Annotated in this window: 22 protein-coding genes; 10 read left to right on the forward strand and 12 right to left on the reverse strand. The window is 69.3% G+C overall.

The features are described 5' to 3' along the window. Positions 1-27 precede the first annotated feature (27 nt). Positions 28-927: a LysR family transcriptional regulator gene (locus P3W75_RS17330; protein WP_276228546.1), complete on the reverse strand. Its 900-nt coding sequence runs from the start codon at positions 925-927 to the stop codon at positions 28-30. Positions 928-1,037: 110 nt separating this feature from the next. Between P3W75_RS17330 and P3W75_RS17335 the strand changes: the two genes are divergently transcribed. The 3 genes from P3W75_RS17335 to P3W75_RS17345 all read left to right on the forward strand — a co-directional run bounded on the left by P3W75_RS17335 (position 1,038) and on the right by P3W75_RS17345 (position 5,114). Further along, positions 1,038-2,279, forward strand: a complete 1,242-nt coding sequence (locus P3W75_RS17335) for a 3-hydroxyacyl-CoA dehydrogenase (RefSeq protein WP_276228547.1) — start codon at positions 1,038-1,040, stop codon at positions 2,277-2,279. Then, positions 2,276-4,066, forward strand: coding sequence for an acyl-CoA dehydrogenase C-terminal domain-containing protein (locus P3W75_RS17340; protein ID WP_276228548.1), 1,791 nt, complete (start codon positions 2,276-2,278; stop codon positions 4,064-4,066). The genes P3W75_RS17335 and P3W75_RS17340 overlap by 4 nt, the downstream gene beginning before the upstream one ends. A gap of 97 nt (positions 4,067-4,163) precedes the next feature. Beyond that, on the forward strand, positions 4,164-5,114 hold the full coding sequence (locus tag P3W75_RS17345) for an adenosine deaminase (protein ID WP_276228549.1): 951 nt from the start codon (positions 4,164-4,166) through the stop codon (positions 5,112-5,114). 139 nt (positions 5,115-5,253) lie between these two features. On the opposite strand, the gene P3W75_RS17350 is transcribed toward P3W75_RS17345, so the two are convergent. Then, positions 5,254-6,141, reverse strand: a complete 888-nt coding sequence (locus P3W75_RS17350) for a LysR substrate-binding domain-containing protein (RefSeq protein ID WP_276228550.1) — start codon at positions 6,139-6,141, stop codon at positions 5,254-5,256. Positions 6,142-6,247: 106 nt separating this feature from the next. On the opposite strand from P3W75_RS17350, the gene P3W75_RS17355 reads away from it, so the two are divergent. Further along, complete coding sequence (locus tag P3W75_RS17355) at positions 6,248-7,177, forward strand: AEC family transporter (protein WP_276228551.1); 930 nt, start codon at positions 6,248-6,250, stop codon at positions 7,175-7,177. Positions 7,178-7,417: 240 nt separating this feature from the next. On the opposite strand, the gene P3W75_RS17360 is transcribed toward P3W75_RS17355, so the two are convergent. The 6 genes from P3W75_RS17360 to P3W75_RS17385 form a co-directional block, all read right to left on the reverse strand. Beyond that, the gene (locus tag P3W75_RS17360; RefSeq protein WP_276228552.1) at positions 7,418-8,950 is read right to left on the reverse strand and encodes an APC family permease; all 1,533 of its coding nucleotides are present in this window, start codon (positions 8,948-8,950) and stop codon (positions 7,418-7,420) included. Positions 8,951-9,058: 108 nt separating this feature from the next. After that, complete coding sequence (locus tag P3W75_RS17365) at positions 9,059-10,075, reverse strand: heme-dependent oxidative N-demethylase family protein (protein WP_276228553.1); 1,017 nt, start codon at positions 10,073-10,075, stop codon at positions 9,059-9,061. 14 nt (positions 10,076-10,089) lie between these two features. Next, positions 10,090-11,058: a PDR/VanB family oxidoreductase gene (locus P3W75_RS17370; RefSeq protein WP_276228554.1), complete on the reverse strand. Its 969-nt coding sequence runs from the start codon at positions 11,056-11,058 to the stop codon at positions 10,090-10,092. After that, positions 11,055-11,654 carry a dimethylamine monooxygenase subunit DmmA family protein gene (locus P3W75_RS17375; protein ID WP_276228555.1) on the reverse strand — a complete coding sequence of 200 codons (600 nt, stop codon included), beginning with the start codon at positions 11,652-11,654 and terminating at the stop codon, positions 11,055-11,057. Before P3W75_RS17375 ends, P3W75_RS17370 begins: the two co-directional genes overlap by 4 nt. 390 nt (positions 11,655-12,044) lie before the next feature. After that, positions 12,045-13,475 carry a sigma-54 interaction domain-containing protein gene (locus P3W75_RS17380; RefSeq protein ID WP_276228556.1) on the reverse strand — a complete coding sequence of 477 codons (1,431 nt, stop codon included), beginning with the start codon at positions 13,473-13,475 and terminating at the stop codon, positions 12,045-12,047. Further along, positions 13,472-14,602: a PAS domain-containing protein gene (locus P3W75_RS17385; protein ID WP_276228557.1), complete on the reverse strand. Its 1,131-nt coding sequence runs from the start codon at positions 14,600-14,602 to the stop codon at positions 13,472-13,474. The genes P3W75_RS17380 and P3W75_RS17385 overlap by 4 nt, the downstream gene beginning before the upstream one ends. Positions 14,603-14,896: 294 nt before the next feature. Between P3W75_RS17385 and P3W75_RS17390 the strand changes: the two genes are divergently transcribed. Continuing rightward, positions 14,897-16,546: a SulP family inorganic anion transporter gene (locus P3W75_RS17390; RefSeq protein WP_276228558.1), complete on the forward strand. Its 1,650-nt coding sequence runs from the start codon at positions 14,897-14,899 to the stop codon at positions 16,544-16,546. Positions 16,547-16,633: 87 nt separating this feature from the next. Here P3W75_RS17390 and P3W75_RS17395 read toward each other — a convergent pair whose 3' ends face one another. The 3 genes from P3W75_RS17395 to P3W75_RS17405 all read right to left on the reverse strand — a co-directional run bounded on the left by P3W75_RS17395 (position 16,634) and on the right by P3W75_RS17405 (position 18,202). After that, complete coding sequence (locus P3W75_RS17395) at positions 16,634-16,822, reverse strand: ribbon-helix-helix protein, CopG family (protein WP_276228559.1); 189 nt, start codon at positions 16,820-16,822, stop codon at positions 16,634-16,636. 74 nt (positions 16,823-16,896) lie between these two features. Beyond that, complete coding sequence (locus P3W75_RS17400; protein ID WP_276228560.1) at positions 16,897-17,667, reverse strand: ATP-binding cassette domain-containing protein; 771 nt, start codon at positions 17,665-17,667, stop codon at positions 16,897-16,899. A 100-nt stretch (positions 17,668-17,767) separates the two neighbouring features. Next, complete coding sequence (locus P3W75_RS17405; RefSeq protein WP_276228561.1) at positions 17,768-18,202, reverse strand: CBS domain-containing protein; 435 nt, start codon at positions 18,200-18,202, stop codon at positions 17,768-17,770. A gap of 243 nt (positions 18,203-18,445) precedes the next feature. Between P3W75_RS17405 and P3W75_RS17410 the strand changes: the two genes are divergently transcribed. Further along, on the forward strand, positions 18,446-18,622 hold the full coding sequence (locus P3W75_RS17410) for a hypothetical protein (RefSeq protein ID WP_276228562.1): 177 nt from the start codon (positions 18,446-18,448) through the stop codon (positions 18,620-18,622). A 10-nt stretch (positions 18,623-18,632) separates the two neighbouring features. Here the strand turns inward: P3W75_RS17410 and P3W75_RS17415 are convergent, their stop codons facing one another. Then, a complete protein-coding gene (locus tag P3W75_RS17415; protein ID WP_276228563.1) occupies positions 18,633-19,361 on the reverse strand; it encodes a hypothetical protein in 729 nt (242 codons plus the stop codon). A 277-nt stretch (positions 19,362-19,638) separates the two neighbouring features. On the opposite strand from P3W75_RS17415, the gene P3W75_RS17420 reads away from it, so the two are divergent. The 4 genes from P3W75_RS17420 to P3W75_RS17435 all read left to right on the forward strand — a co-directional run. Further along, positions 19,639-20,853, forward strand: a complete 1,215-nt coding sequence (locus P3W75_RS17420; protein ID WP_276228564.1) for an SfnB family sulfur acquisition oxidoreductase — start codon at positions 19,639-19,641, stop codon at positions 20,851-20,853. Positions 20,854-20,862: 9 nt separating this feature from the next. Then, positions 20,863-22,236, forward strand: coding sequence for an LLM class flavin-dependent oxidoreductase (locus P3W75_RS17425; RefSeq protein ID WP_276228565.1), 1,374 nt, complete (start codon positions 20,863-20,865; stop codon positions 22,234-22,236). Then, on the forward strand, positions 22,233-22,898 hold the full coding sequence (locus tag P3W75_RS17430) for a methionine ABC transporter permease (protein ID WP_276228566.1): 666 nt from the start codon (positions 22,233-22,235) through the stop codon (positions 22,896-22,898). The genes P3W75_RS17425 and P3W75_RS17430 overlap by 4 nt, the downstream gene beginning before the upstream one ends. 99 nt (positions 22,899-22,997) lie before the next feature. Further along, positions 22,998-23,762: MetQ/NlpA family ABC transporter substrate-binding protein (locus tag P3W75_RS17435; RefSeq protein ID WP_276228567.1), on the forward strand; the 765-nt coding region annotated here is incomplete at its 3' end.

Raw genomic sequence — 23,762 nt, forward strand, 5'->3', positions numbered from 1 at the left:
GACTCCGTCCGCGATTGAGTCCTCCCGTTACGCCGGCGCCGCCTCGGCGATCCGCTCCAGCAGCCACTGGAGTGCCACGTCGCGCTCGCGCTGGGCCAGGTAGACCACCTCCAGGTGGAACTGGCCGACGTCGAACGGCAGCTCCAGCACCTGCAGCGGCAGCAACTGCGCGAAGTGCTCGGCCAGGCGCGTCGGCAGCACCGTGAGCAGCTCGGTGCTGGCCACCAGCTGCGCGGCTTGCAGGTAGTTGGGGGTGACGTAGGCGATCTGCCGCTTCAGGCCCTGGCTGGCCAGCCACTGGTCGACCATGCCCTTGGTCTGCCCGCCGGATACCCACAGGTGGCGTTCGCCGAGGAAGCCCTCGAGGTCGAGCGCGCCCCGCACCCGGGGATGCTCGCGGCGCGCCAGCAGGCGCAGGGTCTCTTGGGCCCAGGGGCGGCGCTGGAAACGCGCCGGCAGTTCCTCGAAGCGGCCCAGCACCAGGTCCAGGTTGCCCTTGTCCAGGGCTTCGGCCGGCAGGCTCGGGGCCAGGTGGCGCACGTCCAGCGCCACGCCCGGCGCCTCCTCGCCCAGGCGTTGCAGCAGCGGCGGCATGCACAGCAGCTCGGCGTAGTCGGTCAGCGCCAGGGTGAAGCGCTGGCGGCTGCGCGCCGGCTCGAAGCGCTCGGCGCCGCTCAGGCTCTGCAGGATGCGTTGCAGCGAATCGCGGATCGGCCCTTCCAGCTCCAGCGCCCGCGGCGTGGGCTGCATGCTGCGGCCGATGCGCACCAGCAGCGGGTCGTCGAGCAGCTCGCGCAGGCGGCCCAGGGCGTTGCTCACTGCCGGCTGGCTCAGCGCCAGGCGCTCGGCGGCGCGGGAAACGCTGCGCTCGCGCAGAAGGGCGTCGAAGACCCGCAGCAGGTTCAGATCGAAGGTATTTATATTCATTAGCTAAATACTGCGCATCACAAGACTAAATTTCAAAAATAATCCGAACTTGCCTATGGTGACTGTCGCTTTTTTGCTCAAACGCCCGTTTGCACAACAAGAGGAAGACCATGAGCCAGATCCCCCCGATTCGCACTGCCGCCGTAATCGGCGCCGGCACCATGGGCCGCGGCATCGTCATGTGCCTGGCCAACGCCGGGGTGCAGGTGCGCTGGCTGGACAACAACCCGCAGATGCTCCTGCAGGCCCAGGGCGCGGTGGCCGATACCTACGCCCACAACGTACGCCAGGGGCGCATCGACGAGGCTGAGGCGGCCGCGCGGCGCGCACGCATCTCGCCGGCGGACAACTACGCGGCGATCCGCGAGGTGGACCTGGTGATCGAGGCGGTGTACGAGAACCTCGAGCTCAAGCAGTCGATCTTCCGCGAGCTGGACGCGGCGCTGAAGCCCTCGGCGATCCTCGCCAGCAACACCTCCTACCTCGACGTCGACGCCATCGCCGCCGTGACCCGGCGTCCGTCGCAGGTGCTCGGCCTGCACTTCTTCAGCCCGGCGCACATCATGAAGCTGCTGGAGATCGTGCGCGGCGCCAAGACCGCGCCCGCCGTGCTCGACGCGGCCCTGGAACTGGGCCAGCGCATGGGCAAGGTCAGCGTGGTGGCCGGCAACTGCCACGGCTTCATCGGCAACCGCATGCTGGAGAAGTACGTGCAGGAGTCGCGCCGGCTGATCCTCGAAGGCGCGCTGCCGTTCCAGGTGGACGCCGCGCTGCAGGGCTTCGGCTTCGCCATGGGCCCGTTCCGCATGTTCGACGTGGTCGGCATCGACCTCGAATGGCGCGCCCGCGAGCTGGCCGGCAAGGGCCAGGACGCGCCGACCGTGCAGGTCGACAACCGCCTCTGCGAGATGGGCCGCTTCGGCCAGAAGAGCGGCAACGGCTTCTACCACTACGAGCCCGGCAGCCGCCAGGCCGAGCACGACCCGGACGTCGACGCGCTGGTGCTGCGCGAGTCCGAACGCCTGGGTTACGCCCGCCGCGACATCGGCCCGGAGGAAATCCTCGAACGCTGCCTGCTGGCGCTGGTCAACGAAGGCGCGAAGATCCTCGACGAGGGCATCGCCAGCCGCAGCGCCGACATCGACACCGTCTACCTCAACGGCTACGGCTTCCCCGCCGCCCAGGGCGGCCCCATGGCCTGGGCCGACGCCCAGGGCCTGGCCGGCATCCTCGCGCGCCTGCGCGACCTCGCCGGGCAGCACGGCGCGCACTGGCAGCCGGCGGCGCTGATCGAACGCCTGGCCGCCCGCGGCGGGCGTTTCGCCGACATCCAGCAGGAGCACCAGGCATGAGCTACCAGGCACCCCTGCGCGACATGCGCTTCGTCCTCCACGAACTGTTCGACGTCGCCGGCCACTGCGAGCTGCTCGGCAACGGCCTGGACCGCGAGCTGATCGACGGCGTGCTGGAGGAGGGCGCGCGCTACACCGGCGAAGTGGTCGCGCCACTGAACCGCAACAGCGACGAGCAGGGCGCGACCCTGCGCGACGGCGCGGTGACCACCCCGGATGGCTTCCGCGAAGCCTACAAGCAGTACTGCGACAACGGCTGGGCGAGCATGACCGGCCCGCTCGAGTTCGGCGGCCAGGGCTTCCCGCAGCTGGTGGCGGCGAACTTCCACGAGATGCTGATGGCCGCCTCGCTGTCCTTCCGCGTCTATTCCGGGCTCACCGAGGGCGCCGTGCTGGCGCTGTACAAGCACGGCAGCGCCGAGCTTCAGCGCGACTACCTGGCGAAGATGGTCAGCGGCGTGTGGACCGGCACCATGTGCCTCACCGAGCCCCAGGCCGGCACCGACCTGGCGTTGCTGCGCACCCGCGCCGAGCCGCGCGCGGACGGCAGTTACGCGGTCAGCGGCAGCAAGATCTTCATCAGCGGCGGCGAGCAGGACCTGTCCGAGAACATCGTCCACCTGGTGCTGGCGCGCCTGCCGGACGCCCCCGCCGGGGTGAAGGGCATCAGCCTGTTCCTGGTGCCCAAGTTCATCGCCAACCCCGACGGCACGCCCGGCGCGCGCAACGCGCTGAGCTGCGGCGCCATCGAGCACAAGATGGGCATCAAGGGCGCCTCCACCTGCGTGATGAACTTCGACGGCGCCAGCGGCTGGCTGCTCGGCGAGGCCAACCAGGGCCTGGCGTGCATGTTCACCATGATGAACGACGCGCGCTTCCAGGTCGGCCTGCAGGGCCTGGGCATCGCCGAGCGCAGCTTCCAGGGCGCCCTGGGCTACGCCCGCGAGCGTCTGCAATCGCGCGCCCTGACCGGCCCCGCGCAGCCGCAGAAGGCCGCCGACCCGATCATCAATCATCCCGACGTGCGGCGCATGCTGCTGACCCAGAAGACCCTCACCGAGGGCAGCCGCATGCTCGCCGCGCTCTGCGCCCGCGAGCTGGACCTGGAACACGGCCACCCCGAGGCCGAGGGCCGCAAGGCGGCGGCGAAACGCGCCGCGCTGCTGATCCCGCTGGTGAAGTCCTTCCTCACCGACATGGGCCAGGAAGTCGCCAGCCTCGGTGTGCAGGTCTACGGCGGCCACGGCTTCATCCGCGAATGGGGCATGGAGCAGTTGATGCGCGACAGCCGCATCACGCAGATCTACGAAGGCACCAACGGCATCCAGGCGCTCGACCTGATCCGCCGCAAGCTGCTGGGCGACGGTGGCGCCGAGATGGCCGCGCTGCAGGCCGACCTGGCGGAAACCTGCACGGCGCTGGCCGCCCACGCCGAGCTGGAGCCGATGGCTGCAGTGGTTCGCGAACGCATCCAGGAATGGCGCGGGCTGACCGCCGACGTGCTGGCCGCGACCCGCCGCGACGTGCAGGAGATCGGCGCGATGTCGGTGGACTACCTGCAGTACTGCGCCTACGCGCTGCTCGCCGGCCTCTGGCTGCGCGCGGCCGGCGCGGCCCAGGCGGCGCTGGACGCGGGCACCGGCGAAGGCGACTTCTACCGCGCCAAGCTGGCCAGCGCCGACTTCTACCTGCGGCGCATCCTGCCGCGCGCCAGCATGCACCGCGAGGCCCTGCTGGGCGGCGCCGGCTGCCTGATGGCGCTGGACGAGGCGCACTTCGCCTTCTGACGGCAGGCGGCCGCCCCGGATCGTCCGGGGCGGCCCACGCCCGCCGCCGCGCCGGGTTAAACTTGCATCGATTCAGCCCGATGACGAGAAACCACCCATGTACGAATGGCTCAATGCCCTGCCCAAGGCCGAACTGCACCTGCACCTGGAAGGGACCCTGGAGCCCGAACTGCTGTTCGCCCTGGCCGAACGCAACCAGGTGAAGCTGCCCTGGGGCGACGTCGAGACCCTGCGCAAGGCCTACGCCTTCAACAACCTGCAGGAATTCCTCGACCTCTACTACGCCGGCGCCGACGTGCTGCGCAGCGAGCAGGACTTCTACGACCTGACCTGGGCCTACCTGCAGCGCTGCAAGGCGCAGAACGTCATCCACGTCGAACCCTTCTTCGACCCGCAGACCCACACCGACCGCGGCATTCCCTTCGAAGTGGTGCTGCGCGGCATCCAGGGCGCGCTCAAGGACGCCGAGAAGCAACTGGGCATCAGCCACGGCCTGATCCTCAGCTTCCTCCGTCACCTGTCCGAGGAAGAAGCCTTCAAGACCCTGGAGCAGGCCCTGCCGTTCCGCGACGCCTTCGTCGCCGTCGGCCTCGACAGCTCCGAAGTCGGCCACCCGCCGCGCAAGTTCCAGCGGGTGTTCGACCGCGCCCGCGCCGAAGGCTTCCTGACCGTCGCCCACGCCGGCGAGGAAGGCCCGCCGGAGTACATCTGGGAAGCCCTCGACCTGCTCAAGATCGAGCGCATCGACCACGGCGTGCGCGCCATCGAGGACGAGCGGCTGATGCAGCGCATCATCGACGAGCAGATCCCGCTGACCGTCTGCCCGCTGTCCAACACCAAGCTCTGCGTGTTCGACCACATGCGCGAGCACAACATCCTCGAGATGCTCGAGCGCGGCGTGAAGGTGACGGTGAACTCGGACGACCCGGCGTACTTCGGCGGCTACGTCACCGAGAACTTCCACGCCCTGCACGAGCACCTGGGGATGACCCGGGAACAGGCGCAGCGCCTGGCGCAGAACAGCCTGGATGCGCGCCTGGTGAAATGAGCGGGCGGCGGATAACGCCAGAGGCGTTATGCGCCCTACGCTTTTCGTAGGAGCGGATTTATCCGCGATTGGCGCGGTGGATCGGCCATCGCGGACGGAGTCCGCTCCTACCTCCGTGCTTTCCTGGAACCGTTCGCGGTTATCCGCCTTCGGCCACCGGCACCCCCGCGCAGCGCAGGAAGGCCGCCAGGCACGGGTTGTCGTTGTGCGGGCTCCAGGCCACGCCGTAGTCCACCAGCGGCGAGCCTTCCAGGCTGCGGAAGGCGGCGCCGGGCAGTTGCATCTTGCGCATCGAGTCTGGCACCAGGGCCACGCCCAGGCCCTCGGCCACCAGATTGACGATGGTCTGCTGCAGGTGCGGCTCCAGCTGGATGCGCGGTTCGAAGCCGCTGTCCCGGCAGCACTGCATCACCGCCTCGTGCAGCGCCGGCGCGGTGCTGTGGGGGAAGCTGATGAAGGATTCCCCGGCCAGCGCGGCCACCGCCACGCGTTGGTTCGCCGCCTGCGCATGGGTGGCCGGCAGCACCGCGCAGAGCGGTTCGCGCAGCAGCGTGCGGTAGCGCAGGCGGCCGCCTTGCGCGGGGAAGGTCAGGGCGACGTCGGCCTCGCCGGCTTCCAGGGCCGGACCGAGGTCGCGCGGCAGCACTTCGTTGAGCACCACCTTCACCTGTGGATAAGCGTCGCTGTAGCGCTTGAGCAGGGTCGGCAGCAAGGTCCAGGCGGCGACCATGGTGAAGCTCAGGCGCAGTTCGCCGCGCTCGCCTCGGGCGCTGGCCCGGGCCGAGCGCACCGCGAGGTCGAGGCCGGCCAGCAGGCCCTTGCAGTGCTGCTGGAACTCGCGGCCGGCGGCGGTCAGCTCCACCGCGCGGGAGTGGCGGGCGAACAGCGGTGTGCCCAGCTCGGCTTCCAGCGCGGCGATCTGCCGGCTCAGCGGCGGCTGGGTCAGGTGCAGGGCCTCGGCGGCGCGGCCGAAATGCAGGTGCTCGGCGAGGGCCAGAAAGTAGCGCAGTTGGCGCAGTTCGATCATTGATGCGTTTCCGGTATCGATCTGGCTTGCAAACGGCATTGGACGGTATCGATGGCCCGATCCTATGCTCGCCGGCCCACCCTGACAACGCCTTGCCGAGCCTGCCATGCATACCGTGATCGCCGTCGTCCTGCCCATCTTCGCGCTGATCCTGGCCGGCTGGCTGGCGCGCCGGAGCAACCGCCTGGGCGAAGGCGCGGCCTCGGAGATCAACAAGCTGGTGGTGTGGCTGTGCCTGCCGGCGCTGCTGTTCAAGGTCACCGCCACTTCGACCTGGGCGCAGATCTGGCAGCCGGGTTTCCTCGCCGCCTTCACCGCCGGCTGCCTGCTGGTGTTCGGCGCCACCCTGGCCTGGCGCCTGTGCCAGGGCCGCGCGCTGCCGGCGGCGAGCATCGACGGGCTCAGCGCGTCCTACGCCAACACCGGCTACATGGGCATTCCGCTGTGCCTGCTGGTGTTCGGCCAGGACGGCCTGGAGCCGGCGTTGATCGCTTCGCTGCTGGTGGTCTGCGTGCTCTTCGCGGTGTCGGTGGTGTGCATCGAGGTCGGCCTGCAGAGCGAGAAGCACGTCGGCCGCGCGGTGCTGGTAGTGAGCCGCGCGCTGCTGAAGAACCCGCTGGTGGTGTCGCCGATCCTCGGTGGCCTGTGGGCCGCGAGCGGCATCGGCCTGGCCGCGCCGGTGGTGCATTTCCTCGACCTGCTGGCGGCCGCCACCACGCCCTGCGCGCTGATCTCGCTGGGCCTGTTCCTGGCGCAGAAGCAGGAAGGGCCGCAGGTCGGCGCCTGGCCGCTGGTGCTGATCAAACTGGTGGGCCAGCCGCTGCTGACCGGGGTGCTCGCCTACAAGGTGTTCGCGCTGCCGCCGCTGTGGGCCGATTCGGCGCTGCTGCTCAGCGCGCTGCCGACCGGCACCGGGCCGTACATGCTCGCCGAGTACTACAAGCGCGAGGCGCCCGTGGTGTCGCGCAGCATCCTGCTGTCGACGCTGGGGTCGCTGCTGACCTTGTCGCTGTGCCTGCTGTGGATTGCGCGCTGAGCCGGGGCTGCGGCGGATAACGCCGTAGGCGTTATGCGCCCTACGGGGCGATGGCGCTCGTAGGGCGAATAAAGCGGAACGCTTTATCCGCCGCCACGACGGGAATAAAAGACGGGCCTGCCAAGCGGGGACTGGCAGGCCCGTTCGCAAACCAGGTGGCGCCGCCCGCGAGCGAGGCTCGGCGGGTGGCGCCTGACGCGGCCCCTCAGGCGTATGGCCCGAATTGCGTCAGGGTTGCGATCAAGCCGGTTCGGTAAGCGCGCCCGTAGCGCGCACGGATCGTTGGCGGCCCGAGATCCGGTGGGCGTCGCCCGCCGGCGCGGTGCCCTTGTCGTAGGGCTTGGCCAGGAGCATGTAGAGCACGCCCGCGCCGAGCACCACGGCGGTGGTGAGGATCATCGAGTAGTTGATGTACCAGGGCGCGTCGGGGCTGCGCGGCCAGACCATGTTGGCGATGGCGCCGAGGCCGTAGAGCAGCGCGCCGACGTTCACCAGCAGGCCCCACTTGCCGAGGCTGAACTGGCCGCCGGGCACCCAGCCGCGGAAGCGGGCGAAGAGCGCGGCGATGACGATCAGCTGGAAGGCGACGTAGATGCCGATGGCGGCGAAGCCGACGATGGTGGCGGTGGCGTCGGCCATGAACAGGCCCAGGCAGACGATCGCCGCCGGCACCACGCCGCTGACGATCAGCGCGCTGGACGGCACATGGTTGGACGACAGGCGTTGCAGCACGCGGCTGCCGACGATCATCTCGTCACGGGCGTAGGCGAACAGCAGGCGGCTGGCGGCGGCCTGCAGGCTGAGCACGCAGGACACGAACGACACCAGCACCACCGCCATCACCAGGCGCGAGCCGACCGGGCCGAAGGCGTTGGCGAGGATGGTCGAGACCGGGTCGGTGTCTTCGCCGGCGAGGACCTTGTGCATGTCCGGTACCGAGAGGATCAGCGCCAGGCAGGCGAACATCGCGGCGGCGCCGCCGATGTAGATGGTCATGCGCATGGCCTTGGGGATGCGCTTGCCGGGGTTCGGGGTTTCCTCGGCGACGTCGCCGCAGGCCTCGAAGCCGTAGTACTGGAACAGGCCGGCCAGGGAGGCGGCGAGGAACGCCGGCAGGTAGGAACCGTTCGCCGCGCCGAGGCCGAAGGTGTCGAACAGCACGCTGAACGGCTGGTGGCGCTCGAAGATCAGCAGGTAGCCGCCGACCAGGATGGCGCCGACCAGCTCGCAGAGGAAGCCGAACATGGCCACGCGCGCGAGCAGCTTGGTGCCCACCAGGTTGAGGGCGGTGGAGACCAGGATCAGCACCAGGGCGATGTAGATGCTCACCTCGGCGCTCGGCGCGAAGCCCAGCAGCGCGGCGAGGTAGGGGCCCGCGCCGACCGAGACGCCGGCGATGGTGGTGCACAGCGCCCAGGCGTAGACCCAGCCGACCATCCACGCCCAGCGCTTGCCGACCAGGCGGCGCGCCCAGGGGTAGACGCCGCCGGAAATCGGGAATTGCGAGACGATCTCGCCGAAGATCAGGCACACCAGCAGTTGGCCAAGGCCGATCAGCAGGTACGACCAGAACATCGGCGGGCCGCCGGCGGCCAGGCACAGGCCGAACAGGGTATAGACGCCGACGACCGGCGACAGGTAGGTGAAGCCGAGGGAGAAGTTCTCCCACAGGCTCATGCTGCGCTCGAAGTTCGAGCTGTAGCCGAGCGCGGCGAGCTGCTCGGCATCGGAATCGGTTACGCCAGCGGCACGCTTGGCAGGGGACCCACTCATCGTTGTTTCCTCTCAGGGGGTAATGGGCAGTGCATGTTGTAACCGGCGGACCTCACGCATCCGCCGGTGCCCGCTTCGGGCTATTTGTTCTTGTTGAAGTCGCGCGGCTTATTTGCCGTCGTCGTACTTCGAGAGCCACTCCACCGCCGCGTCGCGGTAGCGGGTGAAGCCCTTGTAGTCCACCAGGTCCTGGTTGAGGGTCTTGAGCACGCGGTGCATGCGCTTGGCCCAGGCCGGGTTGGTGGCGATGTCTTCCAGGTTCAGCAGGTAGGTGCGGATCGGGAACACGATGGCGTTGCTGCGCGGCAGGCGGTGCAGCGGTTGCAGCTCGATGCGCAGGTAGACCAGCTTGCCGGCGTTCTCGGCGGTCACCTGGGTGCGGTCCGGGGCCCACTCGGGCAGGCTTTCGGCGGACACGTCCAGGCGCGGGTTGACGGTCAGCGACCAGTTCAGGCGGCGCACCGGGTGGCCGTTGCGCAGGCGCAGGAGGAACTTCAGCGCGCGGTCGAGCATGCCGGTTTCCTTCACCAGCGGCACCGGGCCGTGGAACTCGTGCCAGGCCATGCCCAGGTTGAAGCGCAGCGAGTAGTCGGCGCGCTGGGTGGCGATGCCGGCGCCCCAGTACAGGGTGCCGTCGCGTTCTTCCTGCAGCACCCAGTCGCCCTGGGCCTGGCGGGTGATGTATTCCATCGGCTCGTAGGGCAGGGTGGCCGGGTCGCCGAAGGTGAAGGTGTCGTCGATGTTCAGCAGCTTGTTGGTCCAGTGCCAGCGGGTGCCGTCGCGCTCCAGGCTGAAGTACTCCGGGTAGTCCTTGGCGTAGGCTTCCATGATCAGCTCGAGCAGGTCCCACTGCGCTTCCATCATGTGCGGCGCCGAGACGTAGTGCATGCCCGGGTCTTTCTCCAGGGTGATGGCACGGTCGCGGCACTCGCTGATGTAGTGCTCGTCGATGTCGAACACCGCGCGGAAGGCGCCGTCGCCCACGGAAACGTGGGGCTCCAGGTTCATCGAGTACATGTACTCGTCGTCCGGGAACGGGAAGGGCGCGCGGGCGATGCACTCGGGGCTGTTCGCGTAGGTGTAGTCGTCGCGGTAGGTTTCGTCGGGGCGGAATTGGATGGTCATGGTCGTTCTCCGGCTCAGCAGTCGATGACCAGCCGCGAGCACTTGGCGCGCGACACGCAGGGCATGATCTTGGTGTTGGCGGCCTTGTCCTCGTCGGACAGCCAGTCGTCGGTGTGGAGGATCTCGCCGTCCAGTTCCAGGACGTTGGTCTCGCACATGCCGCAGGCGCCGCCACGGCACAGGTAGGGAATCTCGTGGCCGGCGGCCTCGGCGGCCTCCAGCAGGCTCTGGTCGGGCGACACCTCGATGGTCGCGCCGCTGCGCGCCAGGGTGACCTTGAACGGCTCGCCGCTGCTGCCCTGTTCGAGGAAGCGCTCGTAGTGGATGTGGCTGTCGGTCCAGCCGTGGGCGCGGGCGGCGTCGATGGTGCCCTGGATCATGCCCTCGGGGCCGCAGACGTAGACGTCGCTGCCCAGCGGGCGGTCGGCCAGCACGGCGGCGATGTCCAGGCGCTCGCCACGGTCGTCGCGGTACAGGCGCACGGCGTCGCCGTATTCGCGGACCAGTTCCTCGCCGAGGTGGGCGTGGGCGTCGCCGCGCACCGCCAGGTGCACTTCGAAGGGCGTGCCGCGCAGGCGCAGTTCGGCCAGCTGCGAGCACACCGGGGTGATGCCCACGCCGCCGGCGATGAACAGGTGCAGGCGCGCGTGCTTGCTCAGCGGGAACAGGTTGACCGGGCGGAGGATCTCCAGCTCGTCGCCTTCGTTGACCGCGTCGTGCATGCGCTTGGAACCGCCACGGCCGTCTTCCACGCGGCGCACCGCGATCTGGTAGGCGCTGGCGTCGTAGGGCGAGCTCATCAGCGAGTAGGCGTTGCGGTAGGTGCCGCCGTCGTGGGGGATCAGCACCACCACGTTGCTGCCGCCGGAGAACGGCGTCAGCTGGCCGCCGTCACGCGGGACCAGGGTGAAGCGCTTGATTTCCGGGGTGACCTGCTCGATGCGGGCGACGCGGACGTTGAGGGTTCCGGTGGACTGGCTCATGTGTCGAGCTCCTCGGCTTCCGGCAGCTCGCCGGGGACTTCGGCGTCGGCCTTGACCGCCTGGAAGGCGGCGAGGCGGCGGGAGTAGTGGTCGCGGACGACCAGGGTGCGGGCGCAATGCGGGCAGATGAACACGCGCTGGGTGACGTTCTCGGTGTAGCCGTCGCAATGCACGCACCAGACGCGGCGCACGAAGGAGCCGCAGTGCTCGCGGAGCACTTCGTCCTTGTTCAGGTTGATCGCGGTGGCGGCCTGCATGGCGGTACCGATGAAGCTTTCCGAGCCGGCCAGGTACAGGCGGGTGCCCATGCGCGATTCGCCAAGCAGGGCGTGCAGGTCGTCGACCAGCGAGCGGTTGCTCGGGTAGACCTGCAGCTCCACGCCTTCGACGCCCTGCAGGGCTTCCAGGTGGTTGTGCCCGGAGAAGGTCTCGGTGGAATAGAGCACGCGGATGGGCGCGCTGCGCGGCATCTCGGCGAGCAGGCGGAGCATGGCGCTGCCACCGCTGCCTTGCCCGGCGATGATGTGGTGGTTGCCACCGGCGAGCGGGCGCAGGTCGTCATAGACCGGCCTGCTCTTGATACCTGTGATGAGCATTGTTGTTGTGCCTCCAGAACTGCCGGCATCTTCGCTTGGAGATACCTGGCGCGATTCGAGGACCCGCGCACGGTCACGGGTCGAGGGAGGCTGAGCACAGGCTGTGCCAATAATTCAAGCTATTGAAATATAACGATTTTATTTTTATATGAGACAGAGGTGTAAGCAGAAATGACAACGGCGGTAGGCAAAATCGCAGCGCATTTTCGCGAAGGTTATCCTGTGGTGGCGGTGTGTTGGTTCGGCGCCGCTCCCTCTCCCTAACCCTCTCCCTTCAGGGAGAGGGTTAGGGAGAGGGTAGGGCGGTGGGCTCAAAGCCAACGCAACCGGGGAGCACCATTCGCGAGCAAGCTCGCTCCTACGGGGAAGCGGGACGTGCGGGGGCGGCGGTCAGTCGCGCTGCAGCTTGCGAATCAGCGTGCCGACGTCGATCCCCAGATGCTGCGCGGCCTTGCGCTTGCTGCCGCACAGGCGCACGGCGTGCAGGATCACTTCGCGTTCGAAGCGCTGCACCTGGGCCTTGAGCGGTTCGTCGGCGCTGGCGTCGAAGGCCGGCGCGCGCTCCTCTTCCAGGCTGGCGCTGGGCGCCAGGCCGAGCAGTTCCGGCGGTAGGTGCTTTTCCTCGGCGACGTCGTCGGCCAGCACTGCCAGGCGCTCGAAAATGTTCACCAACTCGCGGATGTTGCCCGGGAAGTCGTAGCCCAGCAGGCGCTGGCGGCACGCCGTGGACAGCCGCAACGGCGGCTGGCGGTCGCGGTTGATGCGCGCCAGGAGGATGTCCATGAGCACCGGCAGGTCGTCGCGGTGGGCGCGCAGTGGCGGGATGTCCACCGGCAGCACGGCCAGGCGGTAGTAGAGGTCGGCGCGGAACAGCCCGGCACCGACCAGCGCCTTGAGGTCCTTGTTGGTGGCGGCGATGACCTGCACCTGGACCTTCTTCGACAACGGCGAGCCCACCGGTTGGATGGTGCCGTCGTCGAGGAACTTGAGCAGCTTGGCCTGCACCTGCAGCGGAATCTCGCCGATCTCGTCGAGGAACAGCGTACCGCCGGCGGCGCTCTCGATGTAGCCGCGCTTGCCCTGCTGCAACGCGCCGGTGAAGGCGCCGCGCTCGTAGCCGAACATCTCCGACTCGAACAGGGTCTCGGGCACGCTCGCGCAGTTCACGTCGACGAAGGGCCGGTCGCCCCAGCCGGCGGCGCGGTGGATGTGCCGGGCGATGGCGGTCTTGCCCACGCCCGGTTCGCCGAGCAGCAGCAGGCGCGCGCGGCGGCGGAAGGCGCGCACGCCCATGTCGGCGATGTCCGAGAGCAGCGGCGACATGTGCAGTGCGTTGTCCTGCGGGTCGCCCAGGCTCGGCGGGTTGTCCGCCAGGGCCGGCGCGGCGACGCGGCCGGCGCCCTCGCGCGGTTCGTATTCGCGCTGGATCAGCAGCGTGTAGGGCTTCTCGTAGGCGCCGGTGGGCACGCTCTGCAGGCTGGTGAGGAACAGCCGGCCGTCCCGCGAGCGGGTCAGCGCGCTCTTGCCGCCGCGCCGCACGCTCTGCAGGAAGTCGTCGAACTGCAGCGCCGAGCGCTGGTAGAAGTCGCTGTCGGCCAGGCCCAGCACGTCCTGGCGGGTGACGCGGTTGATGCGTTCGGCCGCCAGGTTGAGGAAGCGCACCCGCGACTCGCCGTCGCAGACCACCAGGGCCTCGCCGAAGCCGTCGAGCAGGGCGTGCAGCGCCGGGGTTTCCAGCAGCGCGGCGAGCATCTCGGCGGTGACGTTGACCGACGAGCGCATGCCCATGCGCATCGGCGCGAAGAAGCCCTCGCCACTCATGGATGCAGCTCCGCCGCGCGCCGTGCGAGGCCGTCGGGGCGCAGCACGACCACGCGCCAGGCCTCGTTCTCGCGGATCAGGATGCGCGAGCAGTGGCTGTCGAAGGTGCGGAAGCTGCCGTACTGGTCGGGCAGCTCCAGGCGCTGCCAGGTGCGCTCGGGCAGCGGCAGGCGGTCGAGGGTGGCGGCCACGCCGGCGGCGCGGGTGATGCCGAACACCTGCTCGAAGGCGGCATTGCGCCATTGCGGCTCGGCGCGCTCGTCGATCACCAGCACCGCGTCGGGCACCGCGTCGAACACCCGGCGCAGGGCCTCGATGCGCTGCTCGGCGTCGTGCTGCATGCGCAGCTCCTGGCTGACGTCGCGCAGGCTGCCCCACATGCGCAGCAGGCGGCCGTTGTGGATGCTGGCGCGCACGTCGTTCTCCACGTAGGCCGGCGAGCCGTCGTGGCGGCGGTCCACCGAAAGGGCGCCGTCGACGTGGAACTCGGCTTCCACCAGGCGTCGCACGAATTCTTCGTTGGCCGGGCTGCGCGGCCAGTACAGGCGCACCGGCTGCTGGCCGAAGTCGACGTCGGCGGGCATCTCGTAGATGGCCGCCATGGCGCGGTTGCACATGCGCCAGTAGGAGCGGTTCTCGAACACCTGGCGGACGATCTCGTCGGGGGTCTGGCGCAGGTCCACCGGCTCGGCGAACTCGATGCACCAGTAGGCCACCTTGGCGCTGTAGAGCATCTGGCTCATGACTTCGTTGGCGTTCTGCAGCTCGCCCAGGCGCCGGCTGATACCGCCCAGGGGCATCTTCACCAGGTGCAGGCGCGCGGGGGCGCCGTCGCGCCACTGCAGCACGCCGCTGGCCAGCACCGGCAGCAGGCCGCCGTTGTGGCGGATCAGGGTCAGTTCCAGGTCCTGCACCCGTTCGTCGGCTGGCGGGCTGGCGAACAGCTGCTGCAGGGCGCGCACCGAATCGGCGGTGTAGACCTGTTCGATACCCTGGCCATGCAGCGCGCTCGGCGGGTAGCCGAGCTGGTCGCTCTGCTCGGCGGAGACGTCGAGGAAGCGGCCGTCGGCGGCGATGCTGTCGGCCAGCAGCAGGCCACGGTCCAACAGCAGGCGTAGCGAATCCATCTGGGTTCTCTCCATGGGGTAGGTCGGGGCCGGCGCGTTGGCGCGAGCCATCCGGGTACCCAGGCAGGTTGCATGCCAGGCGCGCGGGCCCCTGGTGACGGGGCTCGCGGCCGGGCGTTGGCGTCGCTGTATGCAGAATTGCAGCGCCATGGGCGTTTGCGCAGCGTATGCGGCAAGGGTAGCCCTTCGCCAGCGCCGGTGTCAGCCGGGACGGCGGACGGGGCTTTGGTCGAGTACCAGACGATTAACATGGCATGTTAATGTCATGTGCATTCTTCTGCGGAGGAGCGAGCGATGATCGCCGTGCGTGAAGCCTGGAAGGCCGGATTGCTGAACCTGCGCCAGTGGCCGCGAAACCTGCTGGCCGGGGTGATCGTCGGGGTGGTGGCGCTGCCGCTGGCCATGGCCTTCGCCATCGCCTCCGGGGTCAAGCCCGAGCAGGGCCTGTACACCGCCATCGTCGCCGGCCTCGCGGTGTCGCTGTTCGGCGGCAGCCGGGTGCAGATCGCCGGGCCCACTGGCGCCTTCATCGTCATCCTCGCCGGGATCACCGCGCGCTACGGCGTCGACGGCCTGCAGCTGGCCACCCTGATGGCCGGGCTGATCCTCCTGCTGCTGGGGGTGAGCCGCCTGGGCAGCGTCATCAAGTACATCCCCGACCCGGTCATCGTCGGCTTCACCGCCGGCATCGGGGTGATCATCTGGGTCGGCCAGTGGAAGGATTTCTTCGGCCTGCCGGCGGTGGGCGGCGAGCACTTCCACCAGAAGCTCTGGCACCTGTTGCAGGCGCTGCCGCAGCTGCACCCGGCGACCACCCTGCTGGCCGTCCTGGCCCTAGCCCTGGTGCTCTACGGGCCGCGCCTGCCGTACCTGGCGCGGGTGCCCGGGCCGCTGCTGGCGATGGTGGTGGTGAGCCTGCTGCAGGCGCTGCTGCAGTTCGACGGCGTGGCCACCATCGGCAGCGCCTTCGGCGGCATCCCGCGTGGCCTGCCGACCCCGAGCCTGCCGGAGATCAGCCTGCCGCGGGTGCTGGAGCTGATCGGCCCGGCCTTCGCCATCGCCATGCTCGGCGCCATCGAGTCGCTGCTCTCGGCGGTGGTCGCCGACGGCATGGCCGGCACCCGCCACGATTCCAACCAGGAGCTGGTCGGCCAGGGCATCGCCAACCTGCTGGCGCCGCTGTTCGGCGGGTTCGCCGCCACCGGCGCCATCGCCCGCACCGCCACCAACATCCGCAACGGCGGCAGCAGCCCGATCGCCGGCGTGGCTCACGCGGCGACCCTGGTGCTGATCGTGCTGTTCCTCGCCCCGCTGGCCTCCAGCATCCCGCTGTGCGCGCTGGCGGCGATCCTCTTCGTGGTGGCCTGGAACATGAGCGAGGCGCGCCACTTCGTGCGCATGGTGCGCCGTGCGCCGAGGCCCGACGTGGCGATCCTGCTGATCACCTTCGGCCTGACGGTGTTCAGCGACCTGGTGATCGCGGTGAACATCGGGGTGATCCTCGCCATGCTGCTGTTCATGCGGCGCATGGCGTCCTCGGTGGCGGTGCTGCAGCAGGGCGATGCGGAATTGCACGGCGAGCTGCAGGCGAGCCTGCCGCCCGGCGTGCTCGTCTACACCATCGAGGGCCCGCTGTTCTTCGGCGCCGCCGAGACCTTCGAGCGCGCCCTGGCGCAGACCCGCAGCGACCCGCGGCTATTGGTGATCCGCCTGCGCCGCGTGCCCTTCATGGACATCACCGGCATGCAGACCCTGGAGGAAGTGATCCAGCAACTGCGCAAGCGCGGAGTGACGGTGAAGCTCTGCGAGGCCAGCCAGCGCGTGCGGCACAAGCTGGTGCGCGCGGGAATCATCCAGGCGGTGGGGCGGGAGAACTACCACGCGACCTTCGCCAAGGCGCTGGCGGCTTGTGGGGAAGCCACGCCCGAGACCAGCGGCGGATGACGCCTGGGGCGTCATGCGCCCTACGGGTTCGAGCGCGGGCATGGGCAGCCGCGTAGGGCGAATAACCGTTCGCGGTTATCCGCCGTCTCACTCCTTGCCGGCGGCGCCGGCCCTGGCCTGGGTGGCGTAGCTCACGCCGTGGCTTTCCAGGTACTCGCGGATCAGCTGGCGGACCACCTGCGAGGAGGTCAGGTCCTGGCTGGCGCAGAGTTCCTCGAAGGCCTTCTTCTTCACCGGGTCGATCAGCACGGTGAGGCGGGCGGTGCGGTTTTCCATGGGCGGTCTGCTTTGCGGCGCGGGTATGCGGCGAATTCTACTGCCGCCCCCGCGCCCCTGTCAGCGCGCCGGGCTCAGTGGACCACGGCGATGGCGCCCTGGGCGCGGCTGGGGTGCGGCAGCACCGCCATGGGCACGCCGTAGATGGCTTCCAGGGTGTCGCTGCTCATCAGCTCGGCCGGCGTGCCTTGCACCAGCAGGCGGCCGCCGTGCAGGGCGATCAGTTGGTCGCAGTAGCGGGCGGCCATGTTGATGTCGTGCAGCACCACCACCACGCCCAGGTCCAGGCGCTGGCTGAGGTCGTGGACCAGCGCCAGGACTTCCACCTGGTGCGCCACGTCCAGCGCCGAGGTGGGCTCGTCGAGCAGCAGGTAGCGGGTGTTCTGCGCCAGCAGCATGGCCAGCCACACGCGCTGGCGTTCGCCGCCGGAGAGCTGGTCGACCATGCGCTCGGCGAAGGCTTCGGTGTGGGTCAGGGCCAGGGCGCGCTCGACCTGCTCGCGGTCCTCGGCGCCGATGCGGCCGAGGGCGCCGTGCCAGGGGTAGCGGCCGAAGCCGACCAGCTCGCGCACGGTCAGGCCGTCCGCCGCCGGCAGCTGCTGCGGCAGGTAGGCGACCTGGCGGGCGAAGTCGCGCTCCTTCCATTGCCCGAGCGCCTTGCCGTCCAGGCGGATGGCGCCGGCGCTGGGTTGCAGTTGGCGCGCCAGCAGCTTGAGCAGGGTCGACTTGCCGGAGCCGTTGTGGCCGATCAGGCCGATCATCCGCCCGTGCTCGATGCGCAGGTTCAGCGGTTGCAGCAGGGTGCGGTCGGGCAGGCGGTAGGTGACGGCGTCCAGTTCGAACATCGCGGGCTCCGGGGCCGGAAAGGGAAGCGCCGAATCTAGAGGAACTGGGAATCGTTATCAACCGCCCCGGCGCCGGCCGGGGCGGGAAAGCGGCGTTTCGCTACTCGCCGCGGATGTACTGCTCCAGTTGCTGGATCAGCGCGGCCTGCTCGGCGATGGCCTCCTTGACCAGGTCGCCGATCGACAGCAGGCCGATCAGCTGGCCGTGCTCCACCACCGGCAGGTGGCGCAGGTGGCGCTCGGTCATGATGTTCATGCAGGCGTCGACGTTCTGCGTCGGGTCCACGGTGACCACCGGCGAGCTCATGATCGCGCTGACCGGGGTGCCCACCGAGGAGCGGCCCTGGAGCACCATCTTGCGCGCGTAGTCGCGCTCGCTGACCACCCCGATCACCTGGCCGCCGTCCACCACCGGCAGCGCGCCGACGTTCTTCGCCGCCATCACCCGCAGGGCGTCGAGCACCATTTCATGCGGGCCGATGGTGTGCACCTGCTGGCTCGCCTTGCCGTGGAGGATCTGCGCGACGGTCTTCATGCTCTCTGTCCTTCTACTGATGTGCGGGGGGCTGCGCCCCGGGATGGCCACAGGATCGGCAAGCGGAGGCGGGCGCACAACGCCGGAAAGACCATCGCCCCCATAGGAAAACCTCATGCTGCTGTCTTTGACTTATAGCCTGTGCCGGCGCAGGCTGCCCGCCCGCGACCGACGCGTCTTTGCCTGGTCGCGCCGAGGACGTAGCATTGAGGCTACCGCCGCACCCCGCCCGCCGAGACCGCCATGCACGACGACGACATCGACCTCCCCGAGCCGGAGCACGAACACCTGCTCGACCACGAGTGGGACGACGACGCGCCGGATGACGTCGAGCACGACGCCGCCGGCCTGCGCGACGAGCCGGAAGACGACGACGGCTGGGACGACGAAGACTCCGACGCCCACCTGCACGACGACTGAGCGGCGTCCCTCACTGCGCGTTGATGCGCCGGTATTCGTTCTGGTACTGGTCGAACGGCAGGTTGCTCTGTTGCAGGCGCTGCAACTGGTGCTCACGGGTTTCCACCGCCACCACCGGCTTGGCCGCGGCCACGGTGCCGGCCACCGACTGGCCGGGCGCCGGCGCCGGAGCGGCGGGCACCGGTTCGCTGGCCGGCGCGCTGCTGGGCGCCGGCGCGGCGGGCAGCGGATCGCGCTTGGCGATACGCTGGGCGGCCTGGACCTCGGTGATGATTTCCTTGGAGATTTCCTGGATCTGGCTGTCCAGTGACTGTGCCTCGCTGGCGTCGGTCTCGTAGCGCCGCGAGCCCATCAGGCGGCCGCTGGGGCCGTCGGTGAAGCGCACGTTGACGCGCAGGCTGCCGTCGCCCAGGCCGTCGCCGCCGGCCTTCTGGTGCAGGCGGTCGACTTCCACCACCAGCAGCGTCGCCGGCAGCGCGGTGGTCTGCACGCTGCCCGCCTGTTCGCCCAACTGGTAGTCCGCCGAGGCCGCGTCCTCCTGCAGCACGCGCCGCCAGGCGCCGGTCAGGCGCGTCCAGGCCGGGCTCGTGGTCACGCTGCTGTCGCCCTGGAAATTCACCAGCAAGCGGTTCTTGGTGTCGGCGTAGGTGCTGATGGGCGACAGCGAATCGTCGCGCTTGAGGTCGGCCGCGCAGCCGGTCAGGCCGGCCGCCAGCAGCAGGGCGAGGAAGGTACGCATGGTCGACTCCTTGTTGTTCTGCGCGACCGGGACTGACAAGTCTAGTCGGCACTTTGGCGCTTGCAGGGCGCGGCGATGTCTTTCCGTCGCCCTGGCTGTTGCCTGAGCAGCAACTGTTGGCTGGCGGACAGTGCTTCAACAAACAGTGTCCGGCCAGCCACTCATTCACCTTCCTGTAATCGTAATTATTTGATTTATAAGTGAAAAAATTCAGGCATGGATTGTGCTCAGTCAGGACAGGGCCCCCGTGGGGCCAGCGTTCATCACGAGGAAGACCATGTCCGTTTCAGCTGCCTACCCGATCAACCGCCCCGCCGCCCGCGTGATCCGCGACGACGCCGAGGCCCTCCGCGTCGCCCATGAGGTCGCCGCGCTGCTGCTCGCCGGCGCCGCCGAGCGCGACCTCGACCGCCGGGTGCCGGTGGAGATCGTCGACGCCTACTCCAACAGCGGCCTGTGGGGCATCACGGTGCCGCGCGCGTACGGTGGCGCCGAGGTGTCCCACGCCACCCTGGCCCAGGTCATTGCCATCGTCTCGGCGGCCGACCCGTCGCTGGGGCAGATTCCGCAGAACCACTACTGCCTGCTGGAAGACGTCCGCCTGCAAGGCACCGAGGAACAGAAGCGCTACTTCTTCGGCCTGGTGCTGGAAGGCCACCGCTTCGCCAACGCGCTGTCGGAAACCGGCGGCAAGAACGTCCAGGACATCCGCACCCGCCTGGTCGCCGACGGCGACGGCTACCGCATCGACGGCCGCAAGGGCTACTGCACCGGCTCGCTCTACGCGCACTGGCTGGGCGTGCTGGCGCTGGACGAGCAGGACCGCGCGCAGCTGGCCTTCGTCCCGCGCGAAAGCGCCGGCCTGGCGGTGATCGACGACTGGGACAGCATCGGCCAGCGCACCACCTCCAGCGGCAGCGTGCTGCTCGAAGGCCTGCGCGTGCCGGCCTTCCACCTGTTCCCCAGCTACCGCTCCTACGAGAGCCCGACCCTGGCCGGGCCCTTCGCGCAGATCACCACCGCCGCCATCGACGCCGGCATCGCCCGCGCCGCGCTGCGCGACACCATCGCCTTCGTCCGCGAACAGGCCCGCCCGTGGATCGACGCCGGGGTGGAAAAGGCCAGCGAAGACCCGCTGACGATCATCCAGGTCGGCGCCCTGGACATCCGCCTGGAGGCCGCCGAGGCTCTGCTGGAACGCGCCGGCCATGTGCTCGACGCCGGCAAGGCGGCGCCGGACGAGGACAAGGTGGCCGCCGCCTCCCTGGCCGTGGCCCGCGCCAAGGTGCTGACCACCGAAATCGCCATCGAGGCGTCGAACAAGCTGTTCGAACTCGGCGGCACCCGCTCCACCCTGCGCAAGCACAACCTCGACCGCCACTGGCGCAACGCCCGCGTGCACACCCTGCACGACCCGGTGCGCTGGAAGTACCACCTGGTCGGCAACTGGCTGCTCAACGACAAGCGCCCACCGCGCCACGACTGGAACTGAGGGCGCGCGATGAGCAAGCAGATTCGTCTCAACGCCTTCGCCATGAACACCGTCGGGCACCTGTCGCCCGGCCTCTGGCGCCACCCGCGCGACCAGGCGCGGCGCTACACCGACATCCACTACTGGATCGAGCTGGCCAAGACCCTGGAGCGCGGCAAGCTCGACGGGCTGTTCATCGCCGACGTGCTGGGCGTGTATGACGTCTACGGCGGCAACGCCGACGCCGCGCTGAGCACCGGCGCCCAGGTGCCGGTGAACGACCCGCTGCAACTGGTGCCGGCGATGGCCGCGGCCACCCGCCACCTGGGCTTCGGGGTGACCGCCTCGGTGTCCTTCGAGCACCCGTTCCCGTTCGCCCGGCGCATGTCCACCCTCGACCATCTGACCGGCGGCCGCGCCGGCTGGAACATCGTCACCTCGTACCTGTCCAGCGGCGCGCGCAACCTCGGCCAGCAGCGCCAGCTGTCCCACGACCAGCGCTACGCCCTGGCCGAGGAGTACCTGCAGGTCTGCTACAAGCTGTGGGAGACCAGCTGGGACGACGACGCCGTGGTCGCCGACCGCGAGCGCGGCGTCTACGCCGAACCGTCCAGGGTGCATGGCATCCAGCACCAGGGTGAATACTTCCAGGTGCCCGGCTTCCACCTCTGCGAGCCGTCGCCGCAGCGCACCCCGGTGCTTTACCAGGCCGGCGCCTCCAGCCGTGGCCGGGCCTTCGCCGCGGCCAACGCCGAGTGCGTGTTCGTCGCCGCGCCGAGCAAGGCGGTGCTCAAGAAACAGGTCGCCGAGTTGCGCCAGGCCGTGCGTGACGCCGGCCGCGACCCGGCGGCGGTGGTGGTGTTCGAACAGCTCACGGTGATAGTCGCGCCGACCGACGCCGAGGCCCTGGCGCGCCTGGCCGAGTACCGCGAATACGCCAGCGCCACCGGCGCGCTGACCCTGATGTCCGGCTGGACCGGCATCGACTTCGCCGAATACGCCCCCGACCAGGTGCTGCGCGAGGTCTCCAGCGACGCCATCCAGTCGGCGGTGGAAGCCTTCACCCGCGCCGACCCGACGCGCACCTGGACCACCGCCGAGATCGCCGACTACTGCGCCATCGGCGGCGACGGCCCGGTGCTGGTGGGCTCGCCCCAGACCGTGGCCGACCAGCTGCAGGAGTGGGTGGAAGAAACCGGTGTCGACGGCTTCAACCTGGCCGGCGTGGTGATGCCGGAAACCTTCGAGGCGGTGGTCGACCTGCTGGTGCCGGAACTGCAGGCGCGTGGCCTGTTCAAGCGCGACTACGCCGAGGGCACCCTGCGCCGGAAACTCTTCGGCGCCGGCGACCGGCTGGCCGCGCCGCACCCGGTGGCGACCCTGCGCGAGGAGGCCCGGCGATGAACGAATGGCTGGCCAACGTCGACTGGAGCGAGATCGCCGAGGCCTGCGTGGACACCCTGAGCATGCTCGGCGCCGCCCTCGGCGCCACCGTGCTGCTCGGGCTGCCGCTGGGCGTGCTGCTGTACCTCACCGGCCAGCGCCAGCTGCTCGCGTCGCCGCGCCTGTACCGCACGCTGTCGGTGGTGGCCAACGTGCTGCGCTCGATGCCCTTCATCATCCTGCTGATCGTGCTGATCCCGGCCACCGAGCTGATCACCGGCACCTCGCTGGGCGTGCGCGGGGCCATCCCGCCGCTGGTGGTGGGCTGCACGCCGTTCTTCGCGCGGCTGGTGGAAAGCTCGCTGCGCGAGGTCGACCGCGGGCTGGTGGAAGCGGTGCAGGCCATGGGCGCGAGCACCCGCCAGATCGTCTTCCACACCCTGCTGCCGGAAGCCCGTACCGGCCTGATCGCGGCGGTCACGGTGACCGCCATCGTCCTCGTCGACTACACGGCCATGGCCGGCGTGGTCGGCGGCGGCGGTCTCGGCGACCTGGCCATCCGCTTCGGCTACCAGCGTTTCCAGACCGACGTCATGGTGGTCACCGTGCTGCTGCTGATCCTGCTGGTGCAGGCCCTGCAGATGAGCGGCGACCGCCTGGTGCGCCACTACACCCGGCGCTGAATCCAAGACCCGCTCGCGGCGGCCGGGAAAACGTCGCCGCTGGCCCCACGTCCACACCCACGACGGCCAACCCCAACACCACTGATCGGAGCAATCGCAATGAAGAAAGTCCTGGCCGCCCTGGCTGCCGTCATCGCCCTCAACGCCCACGCCAACGAGCATCTCGTGGTCGGCGCCACCCCGGTTCCGCACGCGGAAATCCTCGAATTCGTCAAACCGGCCCTGGCCAAGCAAGGCGTGGACCTGGAAGTGAAGGTGTTCAACGACTTCATCCAGCCCAACCTGCAACTGGCGAAGAAGAACCTCGACGCCAACTACTACCAGTACCGCCCGTTCCTCGATGACTTCAACAAGACCCGCCACACCAACCTGGTGCCGGTGGTCGGCGTGCACATCGAGCCGTTCGGCGCCTACTCGACCAAGTACAAGAGCCTCGCCGAGCTGCCCGACGGCGCCAGCGTGGCGATCCCCAACGACCCGGTGAACACCGGCCGCGCCCTGGTGCTGCTGGCCGAGTCCGGGCTGATCAAGCTCAAGGACCCGAGCAACCCGCAGTCCACCGAGCGCGACATCACCGAGAACCCCAAGCACCTGAAAATCCGCGAGCTGGAAGGCGCCATGCTGGCGCGCTCGGTGAAGCAGGTCGACCTGGCCTTCGTCTTCGCCAACTACGCGCTGGAAGCCGGCATCGACATCAAGAGCGCGCTGATCGTCGAGAAGGGCAAGGACCTCTACATCGAGTTCCTGGTGGCGCGTCCGGACAACATCCAGGACCCGGGCATCCAGAAGCTCGCCAAGGCGCTCAACTCGCCGGAAGTGCGCAACTTCATCCTGACCCGCTACAAGGGCGAAATCGCCCCCGGC

It is taken from the genome of Pseudomonas citronellolis (genome assembly GCF_029335315.1).
In the GTDB taxonomy this organism is placed as follows: Bacteria; Pseudomonadota; Gammaproteobacteria; order Pseudomonadales; family Pseudomonadaceae; genus Pseudomonas; species Pseudomonas citronellolis_A.

What these genes read in the sequence shown, in the direction of transcription:
- P3W75_RS17330 (WP_276228546.1), bottom strand. Translation starts at nt 927, where the DNA reads ATGAATATAAATACCTTCGATCTGAACCTGCTGCGGGTCTTCGACGCC.
- P3W75_RS17335 (WP_276228547.1), top strand. Translation starts at nt 1,038, where the DNA reads ATGAGCCAGATCCCCCCGATTCGCACTGCCGCCGTAATCGGCGCCGGC.
- P3W75_RS17340 (WP_276228548.1), top strand. Translation starts at nt 2,276, where the DNA reads ATGAGCTACCAGGCACCCCTGCGCGACATGCGCTTCGTCCTCCACGAA.
- P3W75_RS17345 (WP_276228549.1), top strand. Translation starts at nt 4,164, where the DNA reads ATGTACGAATGGCTCAATGCCCTGCCCAAGGCCGAACTGCACCTGCAC.
- P3W75_RS17350 (WP_276228550.1), bottom strand. Translation starts at nt 6,141, where the DNA reads ATGATCGAACTGCGCCAACTGCGCTACTTTCTGGCCCTCGCCGAGCAC.
- P3W75_RS17355 (WP_276228551.1), top strand. Translation starts at nt 6,248, where the DNA reads ATGCATACCGTGATCGCCGTCGTCCTGCCCATCTTCGCGCTGATCCTG.
- P3W75_RS17360 (WP_276228552.1), bottom strand. Translation starts at nt 8,950, where the DNA reads ATGAGTGGGTCCCCTGCCAAGCGTGCCGCTGGCGTAACCGATTCCGAT.
- P3W75_RS17365 (WP_276228553.1), bottom strand. Translation starts at nt 10,075, where the DNA reads ATGACCATCCAATTCCGCCCCGACGAAACCTACCGCGACGACTACACC.
- P3W75_RS17370 (WP_276228554.1), bottom strand. Translation starts at nt 11,058, where the DNA reads ATGAGCCAGTCCACCGGAACCCTCAACGTCCGCGTCGCCCGCATCGAG.
- P3W75_RS17375 (WP_276228555.1), bottom strand. Translation starts at nt 11,654, where the DNA reads ATGCTCATCACAGGTATCAAGAGCAGGCCGGTCTATGACGACCTGCGC.
- P3W75_RS17380 (WP_276228556.1), bottom strand. Translation starts at nt 13,475, where the DNA reads ATGAGTGGCGAGGGCTTCTTCGCGCCGATGCGCATGGGCATGCGCTCG.
- P3W75_RS17385 (WP_276228557.1), bottom strand. Translation starts at nt 14,602, where the DNA reads ATGGATTCGCTACGCCTGCTGTTGGACCGTGGCCTGCTGCTGGCCGAC.
- P3W75_RS17390 (WP_276228558.1), top strand. Translation starts at nt 14,897, where the DNA reads ATGATCGCCGTGCGTGAAGCCTGGAAGGCCGGATTGCTGAACCTGCGC.
- P3W75_RS17395 (WP_276228559.1), bottom strand. Translation starts at nt 16,822, where the DNA reads ATGGAAAACCGCACCGCCCGCCTCACCGTGCTGATCGACCCGGTGAAG.
- P3W75_RS17400 (WP_276228560.1), bottom strand. Translation starts at nt 17,667, where the DNA reads ATGTTCGAACTGGACGCCGTCACCTACCGCCTGCCCGACCGCACCCTG.
- P3W75_RS17405 (WP_276228561.1), bottom strand. Translation starts at nt 18,202, where the DNA reads ATGAAGACCGTCGCGCAGATCCTCCACGGCAAGGCGAGCCAGCAGGTG.
- P3W75_RS17410 (WP_276228562.1), top strand. Translation starts at nt 18,446, where the DNA reads ATGCACGACGACGACATCGACCTCCCCGAGCCGGAGCACGAACACCTG.
- P3W75_RS17415 (WP_276228563.1), bottom strand. Translation starts at nt 19,361, where the DNA reads ATGCGTACCTTCCTCGCCCTGCTGCTGGCGGCCGGCCTGACCGGCTGC.
- P3W75_RS17420 (WP_276228564.1), top strand. Translation starts at nt 19,639, where the DNA reads ATGTCCGTTTCAGCTGCCTACCCGATCAACCGCCCCGCCGCCCGCGTG.
- P3W75_RS17425 (WP_276228565.1), top strand. Translation starts at nt 20,863, where the DNA reads ATGAGCAAGCAGATTCGTCTCAACGCCTTCGCCATGAACACCGTCGGG.
- P3W75_RS17430 (WP_276228566.1), top strand. Translation starts at nt 22,233, where the DNA reads ATGAACGAATGGCTGGCCAACGTCGACTGGAGCGAGATCGCCGAGGCC.